Annotated in this window: 14 protein-coding genes; 9 read left to right on the forward strand and 5 right to left on the reverse strand. The window is 73.7% G+C overall.

Translation table 11 applies throughout. The features are described 5' to 3' along the window. Nucleotides 1-100 precede the first annotated feature (100 nt). Nucleotides 101-1,105 carry a TauD/TfdA family dioxygenase gene (locus ACLQ20_RS20325; RefSeq protein ID WP_425857261.1) on the reverse strand — a complete coding sequence of 335 codons (1,005 nt, stop codon included), beginning with the start codon at nt 1,103-1,105 and terminating at the stop codon, nt 101-103. A gap of 218 nt (nt 1,106-1,323) precedes the next feature. Between ACLQ20_RS20325 and ACLQ20_RS20330 the strand changes: the two genes are divergently transcribed. The 9 genes from ACLQ20_RS20330 (at nt 1,324) to ACLQ20_RS20370 (ending at nt 17,121) form a co-directional block, all read left to right on the forward strand. Beyond that, complete coding sequence (locus ACLQ20_RS20330) at nt 1,324-1,542, forward strand: MbtH family protein (protein WP_091630286.1); 219 nt, start codon at nt 1,324-1,326, stop codon at nt 1,540-1,542. Nucleotides 1,543-1,553: 11 nt separating this feature from the next. After that, nucleotides 1,554-3,446, forward strand: coding sequence for a non-ribosomal peptide synthetase (locus ACLQ20_RS20335; protein ID WP_425857263.1), 1,893 nt, complete (start codon nt 1,554-1,556; stop codon nt 3,444-3,446). Further along, nucleotides 3,443-9,910: an amino acid adenylation domain-containing protein gene (locus ACLQ20_RS20340; protein WP_425857265.1), complete on the forward strand. Its 6,468-nt coding sequence runs from the start codon at nt 3,443-3,445 to the stop codon at nt 9,908-9,910. Before ACLQ20_RS20335 ends, ACLQ20_RS20340 begins: the two co-directional genes overlap by 4 nt. 46 nt (nt 9,911-9,956) lie before the next feature. After that, the gene (locus tag ACLQ20_RS20345) at nt 9,957-11,234 is read left to right on the forward strand and encodes an MFS transporter (protein ID WP_425857267.1); all 1,278 of its coding nucleotides are present in this window, start codon (nt 9,957-9,959) and stop codon (nt 11,232-11,234) included. A 2-nt stretch (nt 11,235-11,236) separates the two neighbouring features. Beyond that, the gene (gene panD, locus ACLQ20_RS20350; protein WP_132240573.1) at nt 11,237-11,692 is read left to right on the forward strand and encodes an aspartate 1-decarboxylase; all 456 of its coding nucleotides are present in this window, start codon (nt 11,237-11,239) and stop codon (nt 11,690-11,692) included. Next, complete coding sequence (gene sbnA, locus ACLQ20_RS20355) at nt 11,679-12,695, forward strand: 2,3-diaminopropionate biosynthesis protein SbnA (RefSeq protein WP_425857268.1); 1,017 nt, start codon at nt 11,679-11,681, stop codon at nt 12,693-12,695. Before panD ends, sbnA begins: the two co-directional genes overlap by 14 nt. Continuing rightward, complete coding sequence (gene sbnB, locus ACLQ20_RS20360) at nt 12,689-13,690, forward strand: 2,3-diaminopropionate biosynthesis protein SbnB (RefSeq protein WP_425857269.1); 1,002 nt, start codon at nt 12,689-12,691, stop codon at nt 13,688-13,690. Before sbnA ends, sbnB begins: the two co-directional genes overlap by 7 nt. Then, on the forward strand, nt 13,680-16,847 hold the full coding sequence (locus tag ACLQ20_RS20365; RefSeq protein ID WP_425857270.1) for an amino acid adenylation domain-containing protein: 3,168 nt from the start codon (nt 13,680-13,682) through the stop codon (nt 16,845-16,847). Before sbnB ends, ACLQ20_RS20365 begins: the two co-directional genes overlap by 11 nt. 64 nt (nt 16,848-16,911) lie before the next feature. Next, nucleotides 16,912-17,121 (forward strand): response regulator transcription factor, encoded by a 210-nt coding sequence (locus tag ACLQ20_RS20370; protein WP_121401277.1) that lies wholly within the window; start codon nt 16,912-16,914, stop codon nt 17,119-17,121. Between the two features lie 15 nt (nt 17,122-17,136). Here ACLQ20_RS20370 and ACLQ20_RS20375 read toward each other — a convergent pair whose 3' ends face one another. From ACLQ20_RS20375 to ACLQ20_RS20390, 4 genes are all read right to left on the reverse strand, one after another. Then, complete coding sequence (locus ACLQ20_RS20375; RefSeq protein WP_425857272.1) at nt 17,137-17,733, reverse strand: LuxR C-terminal-related transcriptional regulator; 597 nt, start codon at nt 17,731-17,733, stop codon at nt 17,137-17,139. A gap of 213 nt (nt 17,734-17,946) precedes the next feature. Further along, nucleotides 17,947-18,906, reverse strand: a complete 960-nt coding sequence (locus ACLQ20_RS20380) for an electron transfer flavoprotein subunit alpha/FixB family protein (RefSeq protein WP_425857273.1) — start codon at nt 18,904-18,906, stop codon at nt 17,947-17,949. A gap of 12 nt (nt 18,907-18,918) precedes the next feature. Then, on the reverse strand, nt 18,919-19,698 hold the full coding sequence (locus ACLQ20_RS20385; RefSeq protein WP_425857275.1) for an electron transfer flavoprotein subunit beta/FixA family protein: 780 nt from the start codon (nt 19,696-19,698) through the stop codon (nt 18,919-18,921). A 3-nt stretch (nt 19,699-19,701) separates the two neighbouring features. Further along, nucleotides 19,702-20,568 (reverse strand): enoyl-CoA hydratase, encoded by an 867-nt coding sequence (locus ACLQ20_RS20390; protein WP_327028849.1) that lies wholly within the window; start codon nt 20,566-20,568, stop codon nt 19,702-19,704. Nucleotides 20,569-20,589 lie beyond the last annotated feature (21 nt).

A 20,589-nucleotide genomic window follows, 5' to 3' on the forward strand; every position in this document is an offset into this window, starting at 1 on the left:
TGCCATGGGTCTTTCGCCTCCGTGTCCGGGCCGGGCATCGCTGCGATGCCGTGGGGAGTTGGTTCGGTGTGCGCGAGGGTCCCGGGCACACCGCCGACGGTCACCCCGGGGCCGCGCCGGCCGCCGCGAGCGCCGCGCGGTACGGCTCGGCCATCGCCACGGCGATCCTGCGGTCGCCGGTGAACGGTTCCCGGGCGTGCGCGGCGAGCATGTTGTCCACCACCAGGACGTCGTCGCGCTGCCAGTCGAAGCGCCGCTGGGCCGCCTGGTAGCAGTCCCGCAGGTGGGCCACCACGTCGTCGGGGATCCGTCCGCCGTCGCCGTAGTAGGTGTTCGTGGGCAGCTCGGTCTCGTCGAACAGTTCCCGCAGCCCGGCGCAGACCTCCTCGGCCAGCGTGGTCACGTGGAAGAAGGTCACGTGGTTGAACCAGAGCAGCTCACCGGTGCCGGGGTGCCGGTGCACGGCGTCGCGTCGGGCGCGGGTACGCAGCCCCGAGCCGGTCCACTCCACCTCGATGCCGCTGCGGGCGCAGTAGCGCGACACCTCGTCCCGGTCGTCGGTGTTGAACGCCCGCTGCCAGGGCACGCCGAAGCCCTCGTGGAAGTTGCGCACCACCAGCCAGCCCCGGGCGACGAACTCGGCGCACACCGCCGGGTCGATGCGCTGGCGCACCAGGCGGGTGTCGGCCAGCGGGGTGGCGCCTAGGGTGGCCGGCGTCCGCAGGCAGTAGAAGTACAGCGCCATGGGCCAGTCGGCCTGGTAGGAGTTCTCGTTGTGCAGGAAGATCTCCTCGGCCGGCGGGAAGTCCGTCGAGGTGTAGACCCGCCCCTGGATGGTGCTGCGGGGCGACGAGCGCTCGGCGTAGTCCAGCGGCTCACCGGAGAGCGCCCGGACCACCCCCTCGAAGCCGGCCACCCCGCCGACGTCGAACCCGCGCAGCAGGACGGCCCCGTGCTCACGCAGCCGGGCCCGGATCGCGGCCCGGTCGGCGGTCAGCCGCCCGCCGATCGGCTCCCCCGGCGCACCGGCGGTCAGGACGAACGGAAGCGGTTTCTCGGCCGGCCCGCGCGGCAGCGGCGGCACCGTCATCCGGGGCGTACTCATCGCTTCTCCTGTCGGCCTCTGGGCTGCCGGTCACGCGGCACGGCTCAGCCTCTCCGCTGAGGCACGGGTCAGAAAGAGAATCCCCGGCAAGGCTCGTACGCGTTTTTCTGCCAGTTCTTCTCTACGTACGGCGATCGGCGTCCCGGCAGGGTGTGACCGGCAGTGGGATCAGTGTCGTGTCGTACGACACGGCTGCCCTTTCCCGAGGAGGAGCCGGCATGTCCGACGAGAACACCGATGAGCGCGCGTACCGGGTCGTGGTGAACGACGAGGAGCAGTACTCGATCTGGCTGGGCGATCGGGAGCTGCCGCTGGGGTGGCGCGCGGAGGGCACCGAGGGCACCCGCGAGGAGTGCCTGAAGCGGATCGACGAGGTGTGGACCGACATGCGCCCGCTCAGCCTGCGCCGGCGCATGGAGCAGGCGGCGGGCCGGTAGTCGTGACCGCCATGGCGAAGCTGACCGCGGCCGACGGGCACCGGGTCCCGACAGGGTGGAACGACACCGAGGTCGCGTACCCGACCGACCCGTGCCTGCACGAGCTGTTCGAGGAGCAGGTACGGCGTACCCCGGACGCGATCGCCGTGGTGTCCGACGAGCGGACCGTCCGCTACGCGGAGCTGGACCGCGAGGCCGACCGGCTCGCGCGCCGGCTGCGGGCGGCCGGGGTGCGCGCGGAGTCGGTGGTGGGGGTGTGTCTGCACCGGGGGGTCGACCTGGTGGTGGCGCTGCTGGGGGTACTCAAGGCGGGCGGCGCCTACCTCCCGGTGGAACCGGACCAGCCGGCCGACCGGATCCGCTACCTGCTGACCGACTCGAAGGCGACGACCGTCGTCACCGGCCCGGGCGTCGACCACGAGCCGCTGGCCGCCGCCACCGGCGCCCCGATCCGGGTCGACGACGACCACCGGGGGCTGCCGGGCGGCGCCCCGGAGCCGGTCGTGGGTCCGGCCAACGCCGCCTACGTCATCTACACCTCCGGCTCCACCGGCCGCCCGAAGGGCGTGGTCGTGGAGCACCGCGCGATCGTCAACCGGGTGCGCTGGATGCCGGACGCCCTCGGCGCCGACGGCGGCGTGGTGCTCCAGAAGACGCCGTACGGCTTCGACGTCTCGGTGTGTGAGCTCTTCTCCCCGCTGACCACCGGGGCGACGCTGGTGACGGCCCGTCCCGGCGGGCACCGCGATCCGGCGTACCTGGCCCGGGTGGTGGCCGAACGGCAGGTCACCTCGATCCGGTTCGTGCCGTCGATGCTGCGCGCGTTCCTGGACGTGCTGCCCGCCGGCCGGACCAGCCTGCCGTCGATCCGGCGGGTGCTGTGCAGCGGCGAGGCGCTCCCCGCCGACCTGGTGGCCGCGGCGCACGACCGGCTCGACTGCGAGGTGGTCAACCTCTACGGGCCGACCGAGGCGGCGGTCGAGGTGACCAGCACCCGCTGCCTGCCCGGCGAGGCGGTGACCATCGGCCGGCCGGTGGCCAACACCCGCACGTACATCGTGGACGACGAGCTGCGGCCGGTGCCGGTCGGTGAGCCCGGGGAGCTGGTGCTCGCCGGGATCCAGCTCGCCCGGGGCTATCTCGGCCGGCCGGGACTGACCGCCGCCTGCTTCGTCCCCGACCCGTTCGCCGACCGGCCCGGACAGCGCATGTACCGCACCGGCGACCGGGCCCGGTACCTGCCGGACGGCAGCATCGAGTACCTGGGCCGGCGGGACCACCAGGTGAAGATCAGGGGCTTCCGGATCGAGCTGGGCGAGATCGAGGCGGTGCTCGGCCAGCATCCCGCCGTCCGCGCCGCCGTGGTGGACGTGCACCACGGCGCGGTCGGCGGCCCGCAGCTCGTCGCGTACCTGCTGCCGGCCGGAGCCGGGCCGGCCGACCACCGGGCGGTTCGCGCGTACCTGGCCGAGCGGGTGCCGGAGCACATGGTCCCGCAGAGCTGGGTGACGCTCGACGAGCTGCCCCTGACCGGCAGCGGGAAGGTCGACCGTCGGCGGCTGCCGGAGCCCGCCCCGCCCGGCCCGGTCACCGACGGACCGGCGGTGGCGCCGCGTACCCCCACGGAACGGGCGGTCGCCGAGGTGTGGGCCGAGGTGCTGGGCGTCGACCGCTGCGGGATTCACGACGACTTCTTCGACCTCGGCGGTCACTCCCTGCTGGCCACCCAGGTCGTCGCGCTGCTGCACGAACGGTTCCCGGTCGACCTGCCGGTCAGCGCGGTCTTCGAGGCACCGACCGTGGCGGAGCTGGCGACGGTGCTCCAGCGGGCCGTCGAGGAACGGGTGGCGGGGATGTCCGAGTCCGAATTGGAGACGATGTTGGCGCAGGTGGGCAAGGAATGACGACTCCCGAGGACCCGTCCCCGACCTCGACCGACGCCCGTCGTCGGGCGCTGGTGGAGGCGCTGCTGGCCGGGCGGGCCCCGGACCGGTCGCCGGCCACCCCGAGTTCACCGCGGCGGCCGACCGGCCCGCTGCCGCTGTCCTACCCGCAGCAGGGGGTGTGGCTGCTCGACCAGATCCGGCCCGGCGGCGCGGAGTACGTCGTGCCGTTCAGCTGGCGGTTGACCGGCCCGCTGGACCCGGTGGCCCTCCGCGACGCCTGGTGGGAGGTCGTCCGGCGGCACGAGGTGCTGCGGACCCGCTACCGGGTCGTGGACGGCCGGCCGAGCCAGGTGGTCGGCCCGCCCGAGCCGGTCGAGCTGCCGGTGGTCGACCTGACCGGCTGCGCCCCGGCGCAGCGGCGGGAGCGGCTGGATTCGCTGATCCGGGACGAGGCGAACACCCCGTTCGACCTGGGTCGGGACGCGCCGCTGCGGGTCCGGCTGGTCCGGCTCGCCGAGGACGAGCACGTCATGGTGCTGGTCGCCCACCACATCGCGTTCGACGGCTGGTCGGTCGGCGTGCTGGCCCGGGAACTCGGCGCGCTCTACCCCGCGCTGGTCGCCGGCGAGCCGTCCCCGCTCGCCCCGCCGCCGATCCAGTACGCGGACTTCGCGGTGCGGCAGCGGGACCGGGCGGCCGGCCTGACCGGGCAGCTCGACCACTGGCGCGACCGGCTGGCCGGCCTCGTGCCGCTGGAGCTGCCGACCGACCGGCCGCGCCCGGCCGTGCAGGACCCCCGGGGCGCGACGCTGCCGTTCACCGTGCCGGCCGGCCTCGGTCGCGCCCTCGCCTCGATCGGGCGGCGGCACCGGGCGACCCCGTTCATGGTGCTGCTGGCGGCGTTCCAGGTGCTGCTGGCCCGCTACACCGGGCAGACCGACGTCGCGGTGGGCACCCCGGTCGCCGGGCGTACCCGCCCCGAGGTCCAGGACCTGATCGGGTACTTCGTCAACACGCTGGTGCTGCGGACCGACCTGTCCGGCGAGCCGACCTTCGTCGAGGTGCTGGCCCGGGTCCGGGAGACGGTGCTGGACGCGCAGTCGCACCAGGACGTGCCGTTCGAGCGGATCGTGGACGCGCTGTCCCCGGAGCGGGACCTGTCGCGCAACCCGCTGTTCCAGACCATGTTCGTGATGCAGAACGCCACGGCGGCCGACTTCGCCGGGGCGGGGCTGCGCGCGCGGCAGGTGCCGACGCTCTGGCACACCGCCAAGTTCGACCTGACCGTGCAGGTGACCGAGGAGGCGGACGGCTCCTTCTCCGCCGTCGTCGAGTACGCCACGGCATTGTTCGACGACGCGACCGCGCGGCGGCTGGCCGGGCACTACCAGCGGTTGCTGAGCGCCGTCGTCGCCGACCCGGGCACCCCGGTCACCCGGCTGCCCCTGCTCACCGACCCCGAGACCGCCCAGCTCGCGGCCTGGAACGACACCGCCGTCGAGCACCCCTGCCACACGCTGCTGCACCGGCTGATCGAGGCGCAGGCCGACGCCACCCCGGACGCGGTCGCCGTGCTCGACGACGACGAGGAGCTGACGTACGCCCAGCTCGACGCCCGCGCCAACCAGCTCGCCCACCGGCTGATCGCCCTCGGCGCCGGACCCGAACGGATCGTCGCCGTCAGCGCGCGACGCCGCGTCGCGCTCGCCGTGGCCCTCGTCGCCGTGCTCAAGACCGGCGCCGCCTACCTCCCGCTCGACCCCGGCCACCCCGTCGAGCGGCTGCGCTGGATGCTCGCCGACGCCGGCGACCCCGTCACCCTGGTCGACGCCCCGGACCAGCACGACTGGTCCCCCGGCCCACGGGTCCACCTCGACGACCCGACGCTCGCCGACGAACCCGCCGGACGACCCGGCGTCACCACCGACGACCGCAGCCCCGCCTACCTGATCTACACCTCGGGCTCCACCGGCCGCCCCAAGGGCGTCCTCGTCGACCACCGCGCCATCGTCAACCGGCTCCGCTGGATGCAGGACACCTACCGGCTCGACCACACCGACCGGATCCTGCAGAAGACCCCGCACACCTTCGACGTCAGCGTGTGGGAGTTCTTCTGGCCCCTGACCACCGGCGCCGCCCTCGTCATGGCCCGCCCCGACGGGCACCGCGACCCCGCCTACCTCGCCGAGACCATCGTCCGGCGGCGCATCACCACCGTCCACTTCGTGCCCTCGATGCTGCGCGCCTTCACCGGCCACCTCGCCGCCACCCGCACCGCCCTGCCCCACCTGCGCCGCGTCGTCTGCTCCGGCGAGGCGCTGCCCGACGACCTCGCCGCCGCCGTGCACGCCCACCTCGACGTGGAGCTGCACAACCTCTACGGACCCACCGAGGCCGCCGTCGACGTGACGGCCGCCCGCGTCCACCCCGGGCAGACCGTCACCATCGGCAGCCCCATCGCCAACACGGGCGCCCACATCCACGACCCCTGGGGCAACCCGGTCCCCGTCGGCGTACCCGGAGAGCTCCTGCTCACCGGCGTGCAGCTGGCCCGCGGCTACCACCGCCGGCCGGCGCTCACCGCCGCACGCTTCATCCCCGCCGACGACGGGGGACGCGCCTACCGCACCGGCGACCAGGCCCGCTGGCGCCCGGACGGCACGATCGAGTACCTCGGCCGCCTCGACCACCAGGTCAAGGTCCGCGGCAACCGCATCGAACTCGGCGAGATCGAGGCCACCCTCGCCGACCATGCCGGCGTCCGCACCGCCGTCGTGCACCCGCACGGCCCCGGCGACGACCGGCAGCTCGTCGCCTACCTCGTCGCCGCCGACGGCCACCCCGTCGACGCCGACACCCTGCGCGCCCACCTGCGCGCGCGGCTGCCGGAGTACATGGTCCCCACCCACTGGGTCACGCTCACCGAACTCCCCCTGACCAGCAGCGGGAAGATCGACCGCAACGCGCTCCCCCCGCCCGGCACGCACGCCGCGCGCAGCGGCGGGCACACCCCACCGGCCACCCCCACCCAGCACCTGATCGTGGCCGCCTACGCCCGGGCCCTCGCCGGGAACGGCGGACCGATCGGCATCCACGACCGCTTCTTCGACATCGGCGGCGACAGCATCCGCGCCATCCGGGTCGTCGGGAACCTCCGCGACCAGGGACTCGACCTCACCGTCACGGACCTCTTCCGGTACCGGACGGTCGCCGAGCTCGCCGCTGCCGTCGACGCCCGGGAGGGCGGGCTGCCGGCCGAGGCCACCCGCCTGGTGGACCGGTTCGCGCTCATCGGCGAGGAGGACCGGGCCCGACTGCCCGAGGGCGTCGTCGACGCGTACCCGCTGTCGATGGCGCAGGCCGGCATGGCGTACGAGATGCTCGCCGACCCGACCGGCGAGCTGTACCTGAACAGCCTCTGCTACCCGGTCGAGGGCGACGCGCTCTCGCTGCCCGCCCTACGCGCCGCCGCCCAACTGCTCGCCGCCCGGCACGAGATCCTGCGGGCCTCGATCGACCTGACCTCCTACCGCGAACCGCTCCAGCTCATCCACCCGAACGCGGAGATCCGGGTCGGCCACACCGACCTGCGGGACCTGCCGGCCGCCGAGGTGGAGAGCACGGTGGCCCGGCTGGTCGCCGAGGAGCGCCGGGACCGCTTCGACCTGGGCACGCCGTCGCTGCTGCGGCTGCACGCCTACCAGCTGGCCGACGACCGGTGGCGGCTGCTGGTCAGCTACAGCCACGCCATCCTGGACGGCTGGAGCCAGAACTCGCTGGTCCCGGAGCTGCTGGCGTACCACCGGCGGATCCGCGACGGGCAGGATCCCCGGCCCGCCCCGGTGCCGGCCGTCCGGTTCGCCGACGCGGTGGCGCTGGAGCGCCGCGCGGTGGCCGCCGGGGTGGACCGCGAGTTCTGGGCGTCGCGGGTACGGACCCACGAGCGGCTCAGCGTCCCGGCGGCGTGGGCGGGTGCGGGTGCCCGGTACCGGGCGGTGCGGCTGCCGTTCGCCGACCTGATGCCAGGGCTGCGGGAGCTGGCCCGGACGGCTGACGTACCGCTGAAGAGCCTGCTGTTCACCGCGCACCTGGCCGTGCTGGGCGTCGTGACCGGGCAGCGGCGCTTCCACAGCGGGCTGGTCTGCAACGGGCGGCCCGAGCTGACCGACGGCGACCAGGTGCGGGGCATGTTCCTCAACACCGTGCCGTTCACGGTGGAGCTGACCGCGTCGACCTGGGCCGAGCAGGCCCGCCGGGTCTTCGCCGGGGAGGTCGCGCTCTGGCCGCACCGGCACTACCCGCTGCCGGCGATGCAACGCGAGTGGGGCGAGCAGAAGCCGCTGGTGGACGTCTTCTTCAACTACACCGACATGCACGTGCTCGACCTCGACGGCATCGACCGGTCGGCGATCACCGACACCACCCCGAACGAGTTCGGCCTCTCGGTGTCCAGCGAACCCGGTCAGCTGATCATCGAGGCCGGCACCGACCGGATCTCCGACGGCCACCTGGACCTGCTCACCCGGACCTACCGCCGGGTGCTGGAGGCGATGGTCGCCGACCCGGCGGGCGATCCGCGCCGGTGCGGGCTGCCGGAGCCCGACCGGCGCGCCCTGCTCGGCCTCGGCGCCGGCGGACCACGACCGGTCCCGGACGGGACGCTGCCCGAGTGGGTCGCCCGGCAGGTGGCGGCCACCCCGGACGCGGACGCGGTGGTCTTCGGCGCCGACGTGCTCAGCTACGCCGAGCTGGACCGCCGGACCAACCGCCTCGCCCACCACCTGCGGGAGCTGGGCGTCGGGCCGGGGACGCTGGTCGGGGTGCACCTGAACCGCAGCGCGGACCTGGTGGTGGCGTTCCTCGCGGTGCTGGCCGCCGGTGGCGCGTACCTGCCGCTGGACCCGGACTACCCGGCGCAGCGGACCGCCTTCATGCTGGCCGACGCCGGCGCGCAGGTGATGGTGACCGAGACCGCGCTGGCCGGGCGGCTGGACACCGCCGGAATCCGGACGGTGCTGCTGGACGCGGAGCGGGCGGCCATCGCCGCCCGTCCCGAGCGCCGGCTGCCCGACCGGCCGGCCGCCGACGACCTGGCGTACGTCATCTACACCTCCGGTTCGACCGGCACCCCGAAGGGGGTGATGATCAGCCACCGGGGGCTGGGCAACTTCCTCGCCGCGATGCGGCACCGGCCGGGGCTGCCGGCGGGGGCCACCGTGGTCGGCCTGACCACCGTGTCGTTCGACCCCTCGGTGCTGGAGCTGTACCTGCCGCTGCTGGTCGGCGGCCGGGTGGTGATCGCCGACGCGGAGCAGACCCGGGACCCGCAGCGGATGGCCGAGCTGATCGACAGCGCCGAGCCGGCGGTGCTCCAGGCCACCCCGGTGACGTACCGGATGCTGCTGGACTCCGGCTGGTCCGCACCGCCGGGTGCGACCGTGCTCTGCGGCGGCGAGAAGCTGCCGACCGGGCTGGCGGTCCGGCTCGCCTCGACCGGGGCCACCGTGTGGGACATCTACGGGCCGACCGAGACCACGGTCTGGTCGACCACGACCCGGCTGGCCCCCGACGGCCGACCCGTCGACTTCGGCATGGCCCCGAACGCCGGGCTCCACATCCTGGACGAGCGGCTGGAGCCGGTACCGGTCGGCGTCCCCGGTGAGATCCACATCGGCGGGGACGGGGTGGCCTGGGGCTACCGGGGCCGGCCCGCCCTCACGGCGGAGAAGTTCGTTCCCGACCCGCACTCCACGGCGCCGGGCGCGCGCATGTACCGCACCGGCGACCTGGCCCGCTGGCACGCCGACGGGCACCTGGAGATCCTCGGCCGCGTCGACCATCAGGTGAAGATCCGGGGACACCGGATCGAACCGGCCGAGGTCGAGGCGGCGCTGCTGGCCCACGAGCACGTCCGGGCCGCCGTGGTGCACCCGCAGCGGTACGGCGGGGAGCAGGAGCTGGTCGCGTACCTGGTCGGCGGGGGGCGGCACCCGGCACCGACCGGCGAGCAGCTGCGCGAGTTCCTGCTCCGTACGCTGCCGGACTACCTGTGCCCGGCCGCCTACGTGGCGCTGGACGCCTTCCCGCTCACCCCGACCGGCAAGGTCGACCGCAACGCCCTGCCGGTGCCGCGACCCGGTGCCGGCGGGCGGAGGGAACCCGTGCGGGTGGCGCCGCGTACCGCCGACGAGCGGACGGTCGCGCAGGTGTGGGGCGAGGTGCTCGGCACCGGCGAGGTCGGCGTGCACGAGAACTTCTTCCAGGTCGGCGGGCATTCGCTGCTGGCCACCCGGGTCGCGGTCCGGCTGCGGGACCTGCTCCGCGTCGACGTGCCGGTCCGGGCCCTGTTCGACCACCCGACCGTCGCCCGGCTGGTCGGGGCGCTGCCCGGCTATCCGAAGCTGGGCGACCGGCCGGCGGTCCCCAGGCTGACCGCCCGGAGCCGGCTGGCCGACGTCGCCGCCCGCCGGGGTGCCCGGTGACCGCGCGCGGGGGCACCGCTGGTCGCCGCCGGATCGGTGGCGACCGGTGAGCCGGGTCGACGCTCCGGTCGTCGGGGAGCGGATCCCGCCGCTGCACCGCAACCGGGACTTCCTGCTGCTGTGGAGCGGGTCGGCGGTCTCCATGCTCGGCTCGACCGCGTCGCTGGTGGCGTACCCGCTGCTGGTGCTGGCGCTGACCGGCTCGCCGGGGGCCGCCGGGCTGGCCGGTTTCGTGGCGCTGCTGCCGACGCTGCTGTTCCAGCTGCCGGCCGGGGCGCTGGTGGACCGGTGGGACCGCAGGCGGGTGATGATCTGGTGCGACGTGCTGCGGGCCCTGGGGGTGGGCAGCATCGTGGCGGCGATCGCCGTCGACGAGCTGCACCTGTGGCACGTGCTGGCCGTCGGTTTCGTCGAGGGGACGCTGTCGGTCGGGTACGAGCTGGCGGCCGGCGCGGCGATCCCGAACGTGGTGCACCCGAGCCAGGTGACCACGGCGCTGTCGCGCAACGAGGCCCGGGAGCGGGCCGCGGTGATGGCCGGCACCCCGCTCGGCGGGGCGCTGTTCGGGCTGGGGCGGATCTTGCCGTTCGTACTGGACACCGTCTCCTACCTGGTCTCCCTGCTGACGCTGCTGTTCATCCGCCGCGACTTCCAGGCCGCACCGGCCGACGCGACCGACCCCGACACCCGTCCCGGGAAGCTGGCCGCCGAACTCACGCACGGGCTGCGGTGGTTGTGGGGGCAGCCGTTCCTGCGCACGGCCACCCTGCTGGTCGCCGGCAGCAACCTGCTGTTCCGCGTCCTGTTCCTGATCATCATCGTGGCGTTCGAGGCCGCCGGTGCGGCCCCGGCCGCCATCGGCCTGCTGCTCGGTGTGGCCGGCACCAGCGGGGTGCTCGGCTCACTGGTGGCGACGTGGTGCGCCGGGCGGTTCCCGATGCGCGCGATCGTCGTCGCCGCGAACTGGGTGTGGGCGCTGATGACCTGCGTCATCGCCCTCACCGACGACCGCTACCTGATCGGCGCCGCGTACGCCCTGATGTGGTTCGTGGGGCCGATCTGGAACGTGGCGGTCGCCGGGTACCAGATGGCCATCACCCCCGACCGCATCCAGGGCCGGGTGCTCAGCGCGGTCAGCCTGCTGGCCAACGGCGCGGTCGCGCTCGGTTCCCTGGTCGGCGGCTTCCTGCTGGAGTCGCTCGGGCCGGCACCCGCCGCGTGGTCGATGGCCGTCTGGATGGTCCTGCTCGCCGCCCTGGCGACGCTCAGCCGCTCGATACGTCGAGCGGGCTTTCTGCCGATCGAGCCCTCAAGGAGGAGCTGAAGGTGTTGCGCACCATACTCAAGTCGAAGATCCACCGCGCGGTGGTCACCCAGGCCGACCTGCACTACGTCGGCTCGCTGACCATCGACGAGGATCTGATGGACGCCGCCGACCTGCTCGCCGGCGAGCAGGTGCACGTGGTGGACATCAACAACGGCGCCCGCCTGGAGACGTACGTCATCGCCGGCAGGCGCGGCAGCGGGGTCATCGGGATCAACGGGGCCGCCGCCCGGCTGATCCACCCCGGCGACCTGGTCATCATCATCAGCTACGCGGCGATGGCCGACCCGGACGCCAAGGGGTACTCGCCCCGGGTGGTGATGGTGGACGAGGCCAACCGGATGCTCGGCACCACCGACGACCCGGCCGAGGCGATCCCCGGCACCGCGACCGTTCCCGGTAACACCCTGCGGGCCGCTACGGATCCCCGTAGCGGGAGTGAACATGCGGGCCGATGAGACCGACGTCGGCGGGGTGCTGACCACGATCGGCGGCTCCCCACTGGTCCGGCTCGACAAGCTCATGCCGGACGCCGCGTTCACCCTGTGGGCGAAGCTGGAGGCGCACAACCCGGGCGGCAGCATCAAGGACCGCTCGGCGTTGGGCATGCTCATCGACCGGCTGCGGACCGGGCAGCTGCAACCCGGCCGGTCGGTGGTGGTCGAGTCCAGTTCGGGCAATCTCGGCATCGGGCTGGCCCAGGTGTGCCGCTACTTCGGCATCCGGTTCATCTGCGTGGTGGACCCCCGCACGAACGCGCAGAACATCGCGGTCATGCGCGCGTTCGACGCCGAGGTGGAGGTGGTGACCCGCACCGACCCGGCCACGGGCGAGTACCTGCCGCAGCGGATCCGCCGGGTCCAGGAGCTGGTCGCGACCATCCCGAACGCCTGGTGGCCGGACCAGTACGGCAACCCGTTGAACCCCCGCGCCCACGAGACCACCATGCGGGAGATCGTCGAGGGGGTGCCCGCCCCGCTGGACTTCCTGCTCTGCGCGACCAGTTCCTGCGGCACGCTGCGCGGCTGTGCCGACTACGCGCGCCGGCACGAACTGGCGCTGACCATCGTCGCGGTGGACGCCGCGGGCAGCGCGATCTTCGGTGACCACCCCCCGCGCAAGCGGCTCATCCCCGGCCACGGCGCGGGGGTCCGACCGAAGCTCTACCGGGACGGGCTGGCCGACAAGGTGATGCACGTCGACGACCTGGACTGCGTGGTCGGGTGCCGCCGGCTGGCCCGCCGGGAGGCCATCCTCGCCGGTGGTTCGTCCGGCGCGGTGGTGGCCGCCCTGGAGCAGTTTCGCGACCTGATCCCGGCCGGCGCGACCTGCGCGCTGATCTTTCCCGACCGGGGTGAGCGCTACCTGAACACGATCTACGACGACGACTGGGTGACCGGGCACTTCGGCGACGTCACCCACCTGTGGAGGGACCGGACCATGGACGTGCCGTCATGCTGATCGTGTCCGCCGGCGAGGTCCGGCAGATCCTGGCCGACCGGGAGGACGCCGTCCTGGACGCGGTCCGCCGCGCCTACGTCCTGCACGCGCGGGGGCGTACGGTGCTGCCGCACTCGGTGTTCCTGCGGTTCCCGGAGGACGCCCGCAACCGGATCATCGGGCTGCCCGCGTACCTGGGCGATGATTCCCCGGTCGCCGGCATGAAGTGGATCTCGTCGTTCCCCGGCAACGTCGACCGGGGGCTGGCCCGCGCCTCCGCCGCGATCGTCGTGAACTCGATGACCGACGGCCACCCGGTCGCGCTGATCGAGGGCTCCACGATCTCCGCCCGGCGGACGGCCGCCAGCGCCGCCCTGGCCGCCGGCGCCCTCGCCCCGCCCGCCGGCGGCGTCTCCCTGATCGGCTGCGGCGTGATCAACTTCGAGGTGCTGCGGTTCCTCCGCGCGGCGCTGCCCGGCCTGACGGAGGTGACCGTCTTCGACCTGGACGCCGGGCGGGCCGCCGCGTTCGCCCGGCGCTGCGCGCGGTGGGACCTGAAGGTGCGCGTCGCGGGCGGCGTCGAGGAGGCGCTCGGCGCCCACCCGCTGGTCTGCCTGGCCACGACGGCGGGCGTTCCGCACCTGGGGCTGGCGCACTGCCGGCCCGGGACACTCGTGCTGCACCTGTCGCTGCGGGACATCTTCCCGGCGGACGTCCGCCGCGCGGTCAACGTCGTCGACGACGCCGACCACGTCTGCCGGGCGGCCACCTCGCTGCACCTGGCGGAGCAGGAGACCGGCAACCGCGACTTCATCGCCGCCGGCATCGGCGAGATCCTGGACGGGGCGGGCTGGCGGCACGACCCGGAACGGGTCACCGTCTACTCGCCGTTCGGCCTGGGCGTGCTCGACCTCGCCGTGGCCGAGGTGGTGCGGCGGGCCGCGGAACGCGACGGCGTCGGCACCCGCCTGCCCGACTTCCTGACCATCGCGCCGGAGGACCCGGATGCCGACTGAGCCGGGCGTCGCACCGTGGAACGACACGGCCAGGAGCTACCCGGGGCAGCCGGCCCTGCACGAGCTGGTGCACGGGCAGGCGGCGCACACCCCGGCCGCCGTCGCGGTGGTCACCGAACGGGAGCAGCTCAGCTACGCCGAACTGGTGCGGCGGGCCGACCAGCTCGCCGACCTGCTGGTCTCGCGGGGCGTCGGCCCCGAGTCCCGGGTCGGGGTGTGCCTGCACCGGGGCGGCGACCTGGTGGTGGCCCTGCTCGGCGTCCTCACCGCCGGAGCCGCCTACGTGCCACTGGACCCGGAGCACCCGGCCCGGCGGATCTCCCTGCTGGTGGCCGACGCCGGGCTGGACACCGTGGTGACCGACCCGGGCCTGCCGGCCCTCGCCGAGGCGGGCCGGAGGGTCGCCACCGTGTCGGTGGGCCGGGAGACCCCCGGTCGGCCGGCCCGGGCGCCGCGGGTCACCGTCGACGCGGATCATCCGGCGTACGTCATCTACACCTCCGGGTCCACCGGCCGACCCAAGGGCGTGGTGATCCCGCACCGCGCCATCGTCAACCGGGTCCGTTGGGGGCTGGACGCGCATCCGCTGGGCCCCGACGACCGGGTGCTCCAGAAGACCCCGTACGGCTTCGACGTCTCGGTGCCGGAGATCTTCGGCACCCTGGCCGCCGGCGCGCGGCTGGTGATGGCCCGCCCCGGCGGACACCGCGACCCGGCCTACCTGATCGACACGATCCGCCGGTACGGGATCACCGCGGTCCACTTCGTACCGTCGATGCTGCGGGCGTTCCTCGCCGAGGTCCGCGACACCGGCGCCCGCCTGCCCACCCTGCGCCGGATCGTGTGCAGCGGCGAGGAGCTCACCGGTGACCTGGTCACCGAGGCCGACGAGCTGATCGGCTGCGAGCTGCTCAACCTCTACGGCCCGACCGAGGCGGCGGTGGAGGTGACCGGTTCGCGCTGCCGGGCGGGTGAGCCGGTCAGCATCGGCCACGCGGTGGCGAACACCCGCACCCACATCCTCGACGAGCGCGGCGAAGCGGCGGAGGTCGGCGAACTCTGCCTGGCCGGGGTCCAGCTCGCCCGGGGCTACCTGGGCCGACCCGGGCTGACGGCCGACAAGTTCGTCCCCGACCCGTTCGGCCCGCCCGGCTCCCGGCTGTACCGCACCGGGGACCTGGCCCGGCGGCTGCCCGACGGGGCGGTGGACTACCTGGGCCGGATCGACCACCAGGTCAAGATCCGGGGCCACCGGGTCGAGCTGGGTGAGATCGACGCGGCGCTGCGTACCGTGCCGGGCGTGCGGGCCGCCGCCACCGCCGTGCACGCCGGCCAGCTCGTCGGGTACGTGGTGGCCGGCGCCGTCCCCGGCGTCCGGGTGCTCCGGGCCCACCTCGCCGAGCGGCTGCCCGGGCACATGGTCCCGTCGGCGTTCGTGGCCGTGCCGGCGTTGCCGGTCGGGCCGAGCGGCAAACTGGACCGGGCGGCCCTGCCTGCGCCCGACGGGCACCGGCTCGCCGACGGCGAGCGGGTCGACCCGCGCACCGACGACGAGCGCCGGCTCGCCGGCATCTGGGCCGAGGTGCTCGGCGCCGGGCCGGTCGGGGTGCACGACACCTTCGTGGAGCTGGGCGGCGACTCGCTGGCGGCCACCCGGGTCTGCTCCCGCCTGCGCCACCTGTGGGGCCGGTCGCTCTCCCCCGCCGACGTGCTCACCGCCACCGTGGCCGACCTCGTCGGGGCCGGCCGGGCGGCGGCCGGCACCGGTGCCGCAGCCGGGGAAAGCCAGCCGCCGGGCGCACCGGACGTCGACGCCGACCGGTCGCCCACCGGGGCCCTCAGCGCCGCCCAGCACCGGATCTGGTTCGCCGACCAGCTCGATCCGGGATCGACCACCTACACGATCACCGAGTCCTACCGGCTGCGCGGACCGGTCGACGTCGACGCGCTGCGCGCCGCCCTGGCGGACACGGTGCGCCGGCATCCGGCCCTGCGGACCACCTTCCGGTCCCGGCGCGGCGTGCCGTACGCGGAGATCGGGCCGGACGCCCGGGTGCCGGTCGAGGTGCGCACCGTCGCCGACCTCACCGAGGCGCGGGCGGCCGTCGATCGGCTCGCCGCCGTGCCGTTCGCGCTCGCCGAGGGGCCGCTGCTGCGGGTCACCCTGCTGCGGCTGGCCCCCGAGGAGCACGTCCTGGCCGCCACCGTCCACCACGTCGTCGCCGACGACTGGTCGATGGACGTGCTGTGGCGCGACCTCTGCCAGGCGTACGCGCGCCGCCGCCGGGGCGACACGGCGGCCGTCGACCCGCTGCCGCCGGCCCCACTGCCGGCGACCGACCCGGCCGACCTCGACTACTGGCGCCGGCACCTCGCCGGCGCGCCGCCCACCCTGGACCTCCCGACCGACCTGCCCCGACCGGCGCGGCTGCGGCAGAGCGGGGCCACCGTCCGGTTCGGCCTGTCGGCGGAGACCACCGCCGCGCTGCGGACGCTGGCCCGGGCCACCGGCTCGACCCCGTTCATGGTGCTGCTCACCGCGTTCACCGCGCTGATCGGACAGCTCGCCGGCCGCGACGACCTGGTGGTCGGCACGTTCGCCGCGAACCGCGACACGGAGGCGGCCGAGAACGGGATCGGGATGTTCGCCAACACCCTCGCCCTGCGGGTGCCCTGCCCGCCCGAGGCGGCCTTCACCGACCTGCTGCTGCGGGTACGTGACGTGGCGCTGGCCGGGTACCGGCACCAGGGGTTCCCCTTCGACCGGCTGGTGACGGCGCTGCGTCCGAAGCGCGACCTGGGCCACAACCCGTTGGTCCAGGTCGCCTTCCAGACCCTCGGCGACCTGACCGGTCGGCTCCGGCTGCCCGGGGTGACCGCCGAGCCGTTCCGGCACGGTCAGGGCGGTTCCCCCTTCGACCTGCTGCTCACCGTGCGGGGGGAAGGGACGCGGCTGACCGGGTGCCTGCAGTACCACGACGACCTGTTCACCGCCGACCGGGCCGCCTCGTTCGCCGCCGGCTTCAGCGGGATCCTCGCCGCGGCGGTGCGCCGTCCGGAGGAGGCGGTCGGGCGGTTGGCCCGGCAGTGGGTCGTGGGCGCCGGTGCGGAAAATGCGGGGGCGGCGGCCGGCAATCTGGGTGCGGCGGCCCGATGAGCGAGCGACGAGCCGTTCCTAGCCTGGGTCGGTAGGTCACCACCACACGGCCCAGGAGACGATCATGAGGAACGCGTCGAAGCCCGTACTCACCGCCCAGCAGCTCCGGGTGCTCGAACTCGTCGCCGAGGGGTACGACAACGCGGGGATCGCGCGGGAACTGCGCTGCTCACCACACAGCGTGAAGAACATGATCTACGACCTCATGGCCCGGTTGCAGGTCTCCAACCGGGTCCACGCGACCGCGTACGCCATCCGGCACGGGCTGATCTGACCCGGCGCGTCCGGCTCAGATGAGCCCCTCGCGCAGGGCGCACGCCACGGCGTGCGCCCTGTTGCGCACCTGCCACCGGTGGGTGATCGTGTGCACGATGCCCGTCACGGTGCGGACCGAGTAGGCCAGCGAGCGGGCGATCTCCTCGGTCTCGTGCCCGTCGGCGAGCATGAGCAGCACCGCCCGCTCCCGCTTGGTGAGCTGCCGGGCCGCCGGCCGTTCCGGGGCCCGCTCGTCGGCCCGGGTCAGCAGGTCCCCCAGCAGGTCCGACGGCACGGTGAAGCTGCCTCCGGCCGTCGCCCGGATCGCCGGACGCAGCCGGTCCGGGTGGACCTCGCAACGGCGCAGCAGCCCGCCGGCACCCGCCGCCACGGCCTCGACCACGTCCGACTCCCGCAACGTGTCGGCCACCAGCAGCACCCGCCGGCCGGCGCGGGACAGCGAGCGCAACAGGACCAGCACCGCGTCGCCGACCTCGTCGGTCACCACCAGCACCACGTCCGGCCGGTCGACCACCACGGTCAGCTCCGGGCACACCCGCACCATCTCGTCGACACCGACCCGTACCGCCGGGTCGGCGGCGATGACCTGCACCCGTACCTGCTCGTCCATGCGCACCACTCCAGGAAACTCGTCGCTGACGGACGGCAACGAGAATGTCACCGCGCCTGCGGCGACCGGTACGGGGAACGGCCCCCATATTCTCGGCATCCCCGGACAGCTTCCGCACCCGGCCGCGCGCTACGTCGCGATCAGGCTCTTTCCCCATGCCCTATGACGAGCAGGTGGGAGGGATCCGCCGTAGGCATCATCGACACTGCCGTGTCACGTGCGCTTGCGGATCTCGTCCGCGGCCTGCGGGACGATCTTGAACAGGTCGCCCACCACACCGAAGTCGGCCAGCTCGAAGATCGGCGCCTCGCCGTCCTTGTTGACCGCGACGATCGTCTTCGACGTCTGCATACCGGCCCGGTGCTGAATCGCACCCGAGATACCGAGCGCCACGTAGAGCTGCGGGGACACCGTCTTGCCGGTCTGACCCACCTGGAACTGGTGCGGGTAGTAGCCGGAGTCCACAGCCGCGCGCGACGCCCCCACGGCGCCGCCGAGCAGGTCGGCCAGCTCCTCGACCAGCTTGAAGTTGTCGGCGTTACCCACACCACGACCACCGGAGACCACGATCCCGGCCTCGGTCAGCTCCGGACGGGAGCCCTTCTGCTCGGCGACCCGGTCGACGACCTTGGCCAGCTTGTCGGTGTCCGTCACCGCGACGGTGAGCTGCTCGACGGCCGGGGTGGCCGCCGCCGGGACCGGATTCACCGAGTTCGGCCGGACCGTCACCAGCGGCAGGCCGCGGGTGACCTTGGACTTGACGATCGTGGAACCGGCGAAGGCCACCTGCGTGGCCGTGCCGTCAGCGGCCAAACCGACCACGTCGGTCAGGATGCCGTTGTCCAACTTCACCGCCAGCCGGGCGGCGATCTCCTTGCCCTCCTGCGACGACGCCAACAGCACCGCCGCCGGCTGCACGCGGGTGACCAGCTCGGCCACCACGGTCGCCTTCGGGGCCACCAGGTAGCCGTCGATCTCCTCGCTCTCGGCCGCGTAGATCTTCTCCGCGCCGTACTCACCCAACTTGGCGCTCAACGCCTCCGCGGCACCGGGGCCACCGAGCACGACCGCGCTCGCCGTGCCCAACTCGCGGACGAGGGTGAGCATCTCCAGGGTGACCTTCTTGACGCCGAACTCCCGAGTGGCTTCGACGACGACCAGAACCTCAGACATGACCCCAACCCCTCACACGAACTTCTCGGTGGCGAGGAACTCGACCAGCTTCACGCCGCCGTCGCCCTCGTCGGTGACCTTCGCCCCACCGGAACGCGGCGGACGCTTGGTGTGCTCCAGCACGGCGCTGGTCGCGCCCTCGAAGCCCACCTCGGCCGCAGCGACGCCGAGGTCACCCAGGGAGAGCGTCTGCACCGGCTTCTTCTTGGCGGCCATGATGCCCTTGAACGACGGGTAGCGCGGCTCGTTGATGGTGTCCCAGACGGAGACCACGGCGGGCGCGGTGGCGGTGACCACCTCGTAGCCCTCCTCGGTCTGCCGCTCCACCGTCAACGTCGCACCGTCCACGGTGAGCTTGCGGGCACCCGTCAGCGCCGCGATGCCCAACCGCTCGGCGAGCATGTGCGGCAGGACCTGCACCCGGCCGTCGGTCGACTCGCTGCCACACAACACCAGATCGGCGTTCAACTGACCGAGCGCGGCAGCGAGGACCTTCGACGTCGCCACGGCGCAGGACCCGTGCAGGGCGTCGTCCACCACGTGCACCGCCTTGTCCGGACCCATGGACAGCGCCTTACGGATCGACTCGGTCGCCCGGTCCGGACCCATCGTCAGGACGGTCACCTCGCCCCCGTGCGCCTCCTTGATCTTCAACGCCTCCTCGATGGCGTACTCGTCCATCTCGTTGATCACGTTGTTCGCCGAACCGCGGTCGACGGTGTTGTCGTCAGCACGCAGGCTGCGGTCCGCGCCCGAATCGGGCACCTGCTTGACGAGTACGACGATGTTCATCGCTCACCCTTCCCTTCTCGCGGCGTCACGCATGCTCCGGGCGTCCTGGCCGCCGAGGGAGTCGGTGCCCACCTCGGCGTTGTGCGCGTGGGCCGCGTGGTGCAGCCCGAACACCGCATCCATCCCGTCCCGCAGGCCCATGAGGTCCTCGGCCTGGTTGACCGCCTTCTTGGTCAGCGCGAGACCCAGCCGCGGCATCTGTGCGATCCGCGCGGCGAGCCCCATGACCTCCGCCTCGAGGTCGTCCCTGGCGACGACCCGGTTGACCATGCCGAGCTCGGCCGCGCGCGCCGCCGGCATCCGGTCGCCGGTGAAGAGGAACTCCTTGGCGAACCGCGGACCCAGCACCCACGGGTGGGCGAAGTACTCGACCCCGGGGATCCCCATGCGCACGACCGGATCGGCGAAGAACGCGTCGTCCGACGCGACGATCAGGTCGCACGCCCAGGCGAGCATGAGGCCACCGGCGACACACGCTCCCTGCACCATGGCGATCGTCGGCTTGGGCAGCTCACGCCAGCGGCGGCACATCCCGAGGTACACCTCGGACTCGCGGGCGAGCCGGCTGTCCACCCCGGCCTTTCCGACGTGGTCCCACCACAGGCCCGCCCGCCGGTCGAACGACGAGTCGACGTCCCGACCCGGCGTGCCGATGTCGTGGCCGGCCGAGAAGTGCTTCCCCGCACCCGCCAGGACGATGACCTTCACCTCGTCGTCGGCGGCCGCGCGGTAGAACGCGTCGTCGAGGGCATAGGTCATCGCGGAGTTCTGCGCGTTGCGGTACTCCGGTCGGTTCATCGTCACGACGGCCACCGGCCCCCGCGTCTCGTACCGGACGACCTCCACCGCCGCGTCGCTGGTCTCGCTCATCTGGATCTCCTTCTCGCCCCG

Origin of the sequence: Micromonospora sp. DT46 (assembly GCF_049841735.1) — a bacterium.
Taxonomy (GTDB): Bacteria; Actinomycetota; Actinomycetes; order Mycobacteriales; family Micromonosporaceae; genus Micromonospora; species Micromonospora reichwaldensis.

What these genes read in the sequence shown, in the direction of transcription:
- ACLQ20_RS20390 (WP_327028849.1), bottom strand. Translation starts at nt 20,568, where the DNA reads ATGAGCGAGACCAGCGACGCGGCGGTGGAGGTCGTCCGGTACGAGACG.
- sbnB (WP_425857269.1), top strand. Translation starts at nt 12,689, where the DNA reads ATGCTGATCGTGTCCGCCGGCGAGGTCCGGCAGATCCTGGCCGACCGG.
- ACLQ20_RS20325 (WP_425857261.1), bottom strand. Translation starts at nt 1,105, where the DNA reads ATGAGTACGCCCCGGATGACGGTGCCGCCGCTGCCGCGCGGGCCGGCC.
- ACLQ20_RS20365 (WP_425857270.1), top strand. Translation starts at nt 13,680, where the DNA reads ATGCCGACTGAGCCGGGCGTCGCACCGTGGAACGACACGGCCAGGAGC.
- ACLQ20_RS20380 (WP_425857273.1), bottom strand. Translation starts at nt 18,906, where the DNA reads ATGTCTGAGGTTCTGGTCGTCGTCGAAGCCACTCGGGAGTTCGGCGTC.
- sbnA (WP_425857268.1), top strand. Translation starts at nt 11,679, where the DNA reads ATGCGGGCCGATGAGACCGACGTCGGCGGGGTGCTGACCACGATCGGC.
- ACLQ20_RS20340 (WP_425857265.1), top strand. Translation starts at nt 3,443, where the DNA reads ATGACGACTCCCGAGGACCCGTCCCCGACCTCGACCGACGCCCGTCGT.
- ACLQ20_RS20335 (WP_425857263.1), top strand. Translation starts at nt 1,554, where the DNA reads ATGGCGAAGCTGACCGCGGCCGACGGGCACCGGGTCCCGACAGGGTGG.
- ACLQ20_RS20370 (WP_121401277.1), top strand. Translation starts at nt 16,912, where the DNA reads ATGAGGAACGCGTCGAAGCCCGTACTCACCGCCCAGCAGCTCCGGGTG.
- ACLQ20_RS20375 (WP_425857272.1), bottom strand. Translation starts at nt 17,733, where the DNA reads ATGGACGAGCAGGTACGGGTGCAGGTCATCGCCGCCGACCCGGCGGTA.
- ACLQ20_RS20330 (WP_091630286.1), top strand. Translation starts at nt 1,324, where the DNA reads ATGTCCGACGAGAACACCGATGAGCGCGCGTACCGGGTCGTGGTGAAC.
- ACLQ20_RS20385 (WP_425857275.1), bottom strand. Translation starts at nt 19,698, where the DNA reads ATGAACATCGTCGTACTCGTCAAGCAGGTGCCCGATTCGGGCGCGGAC.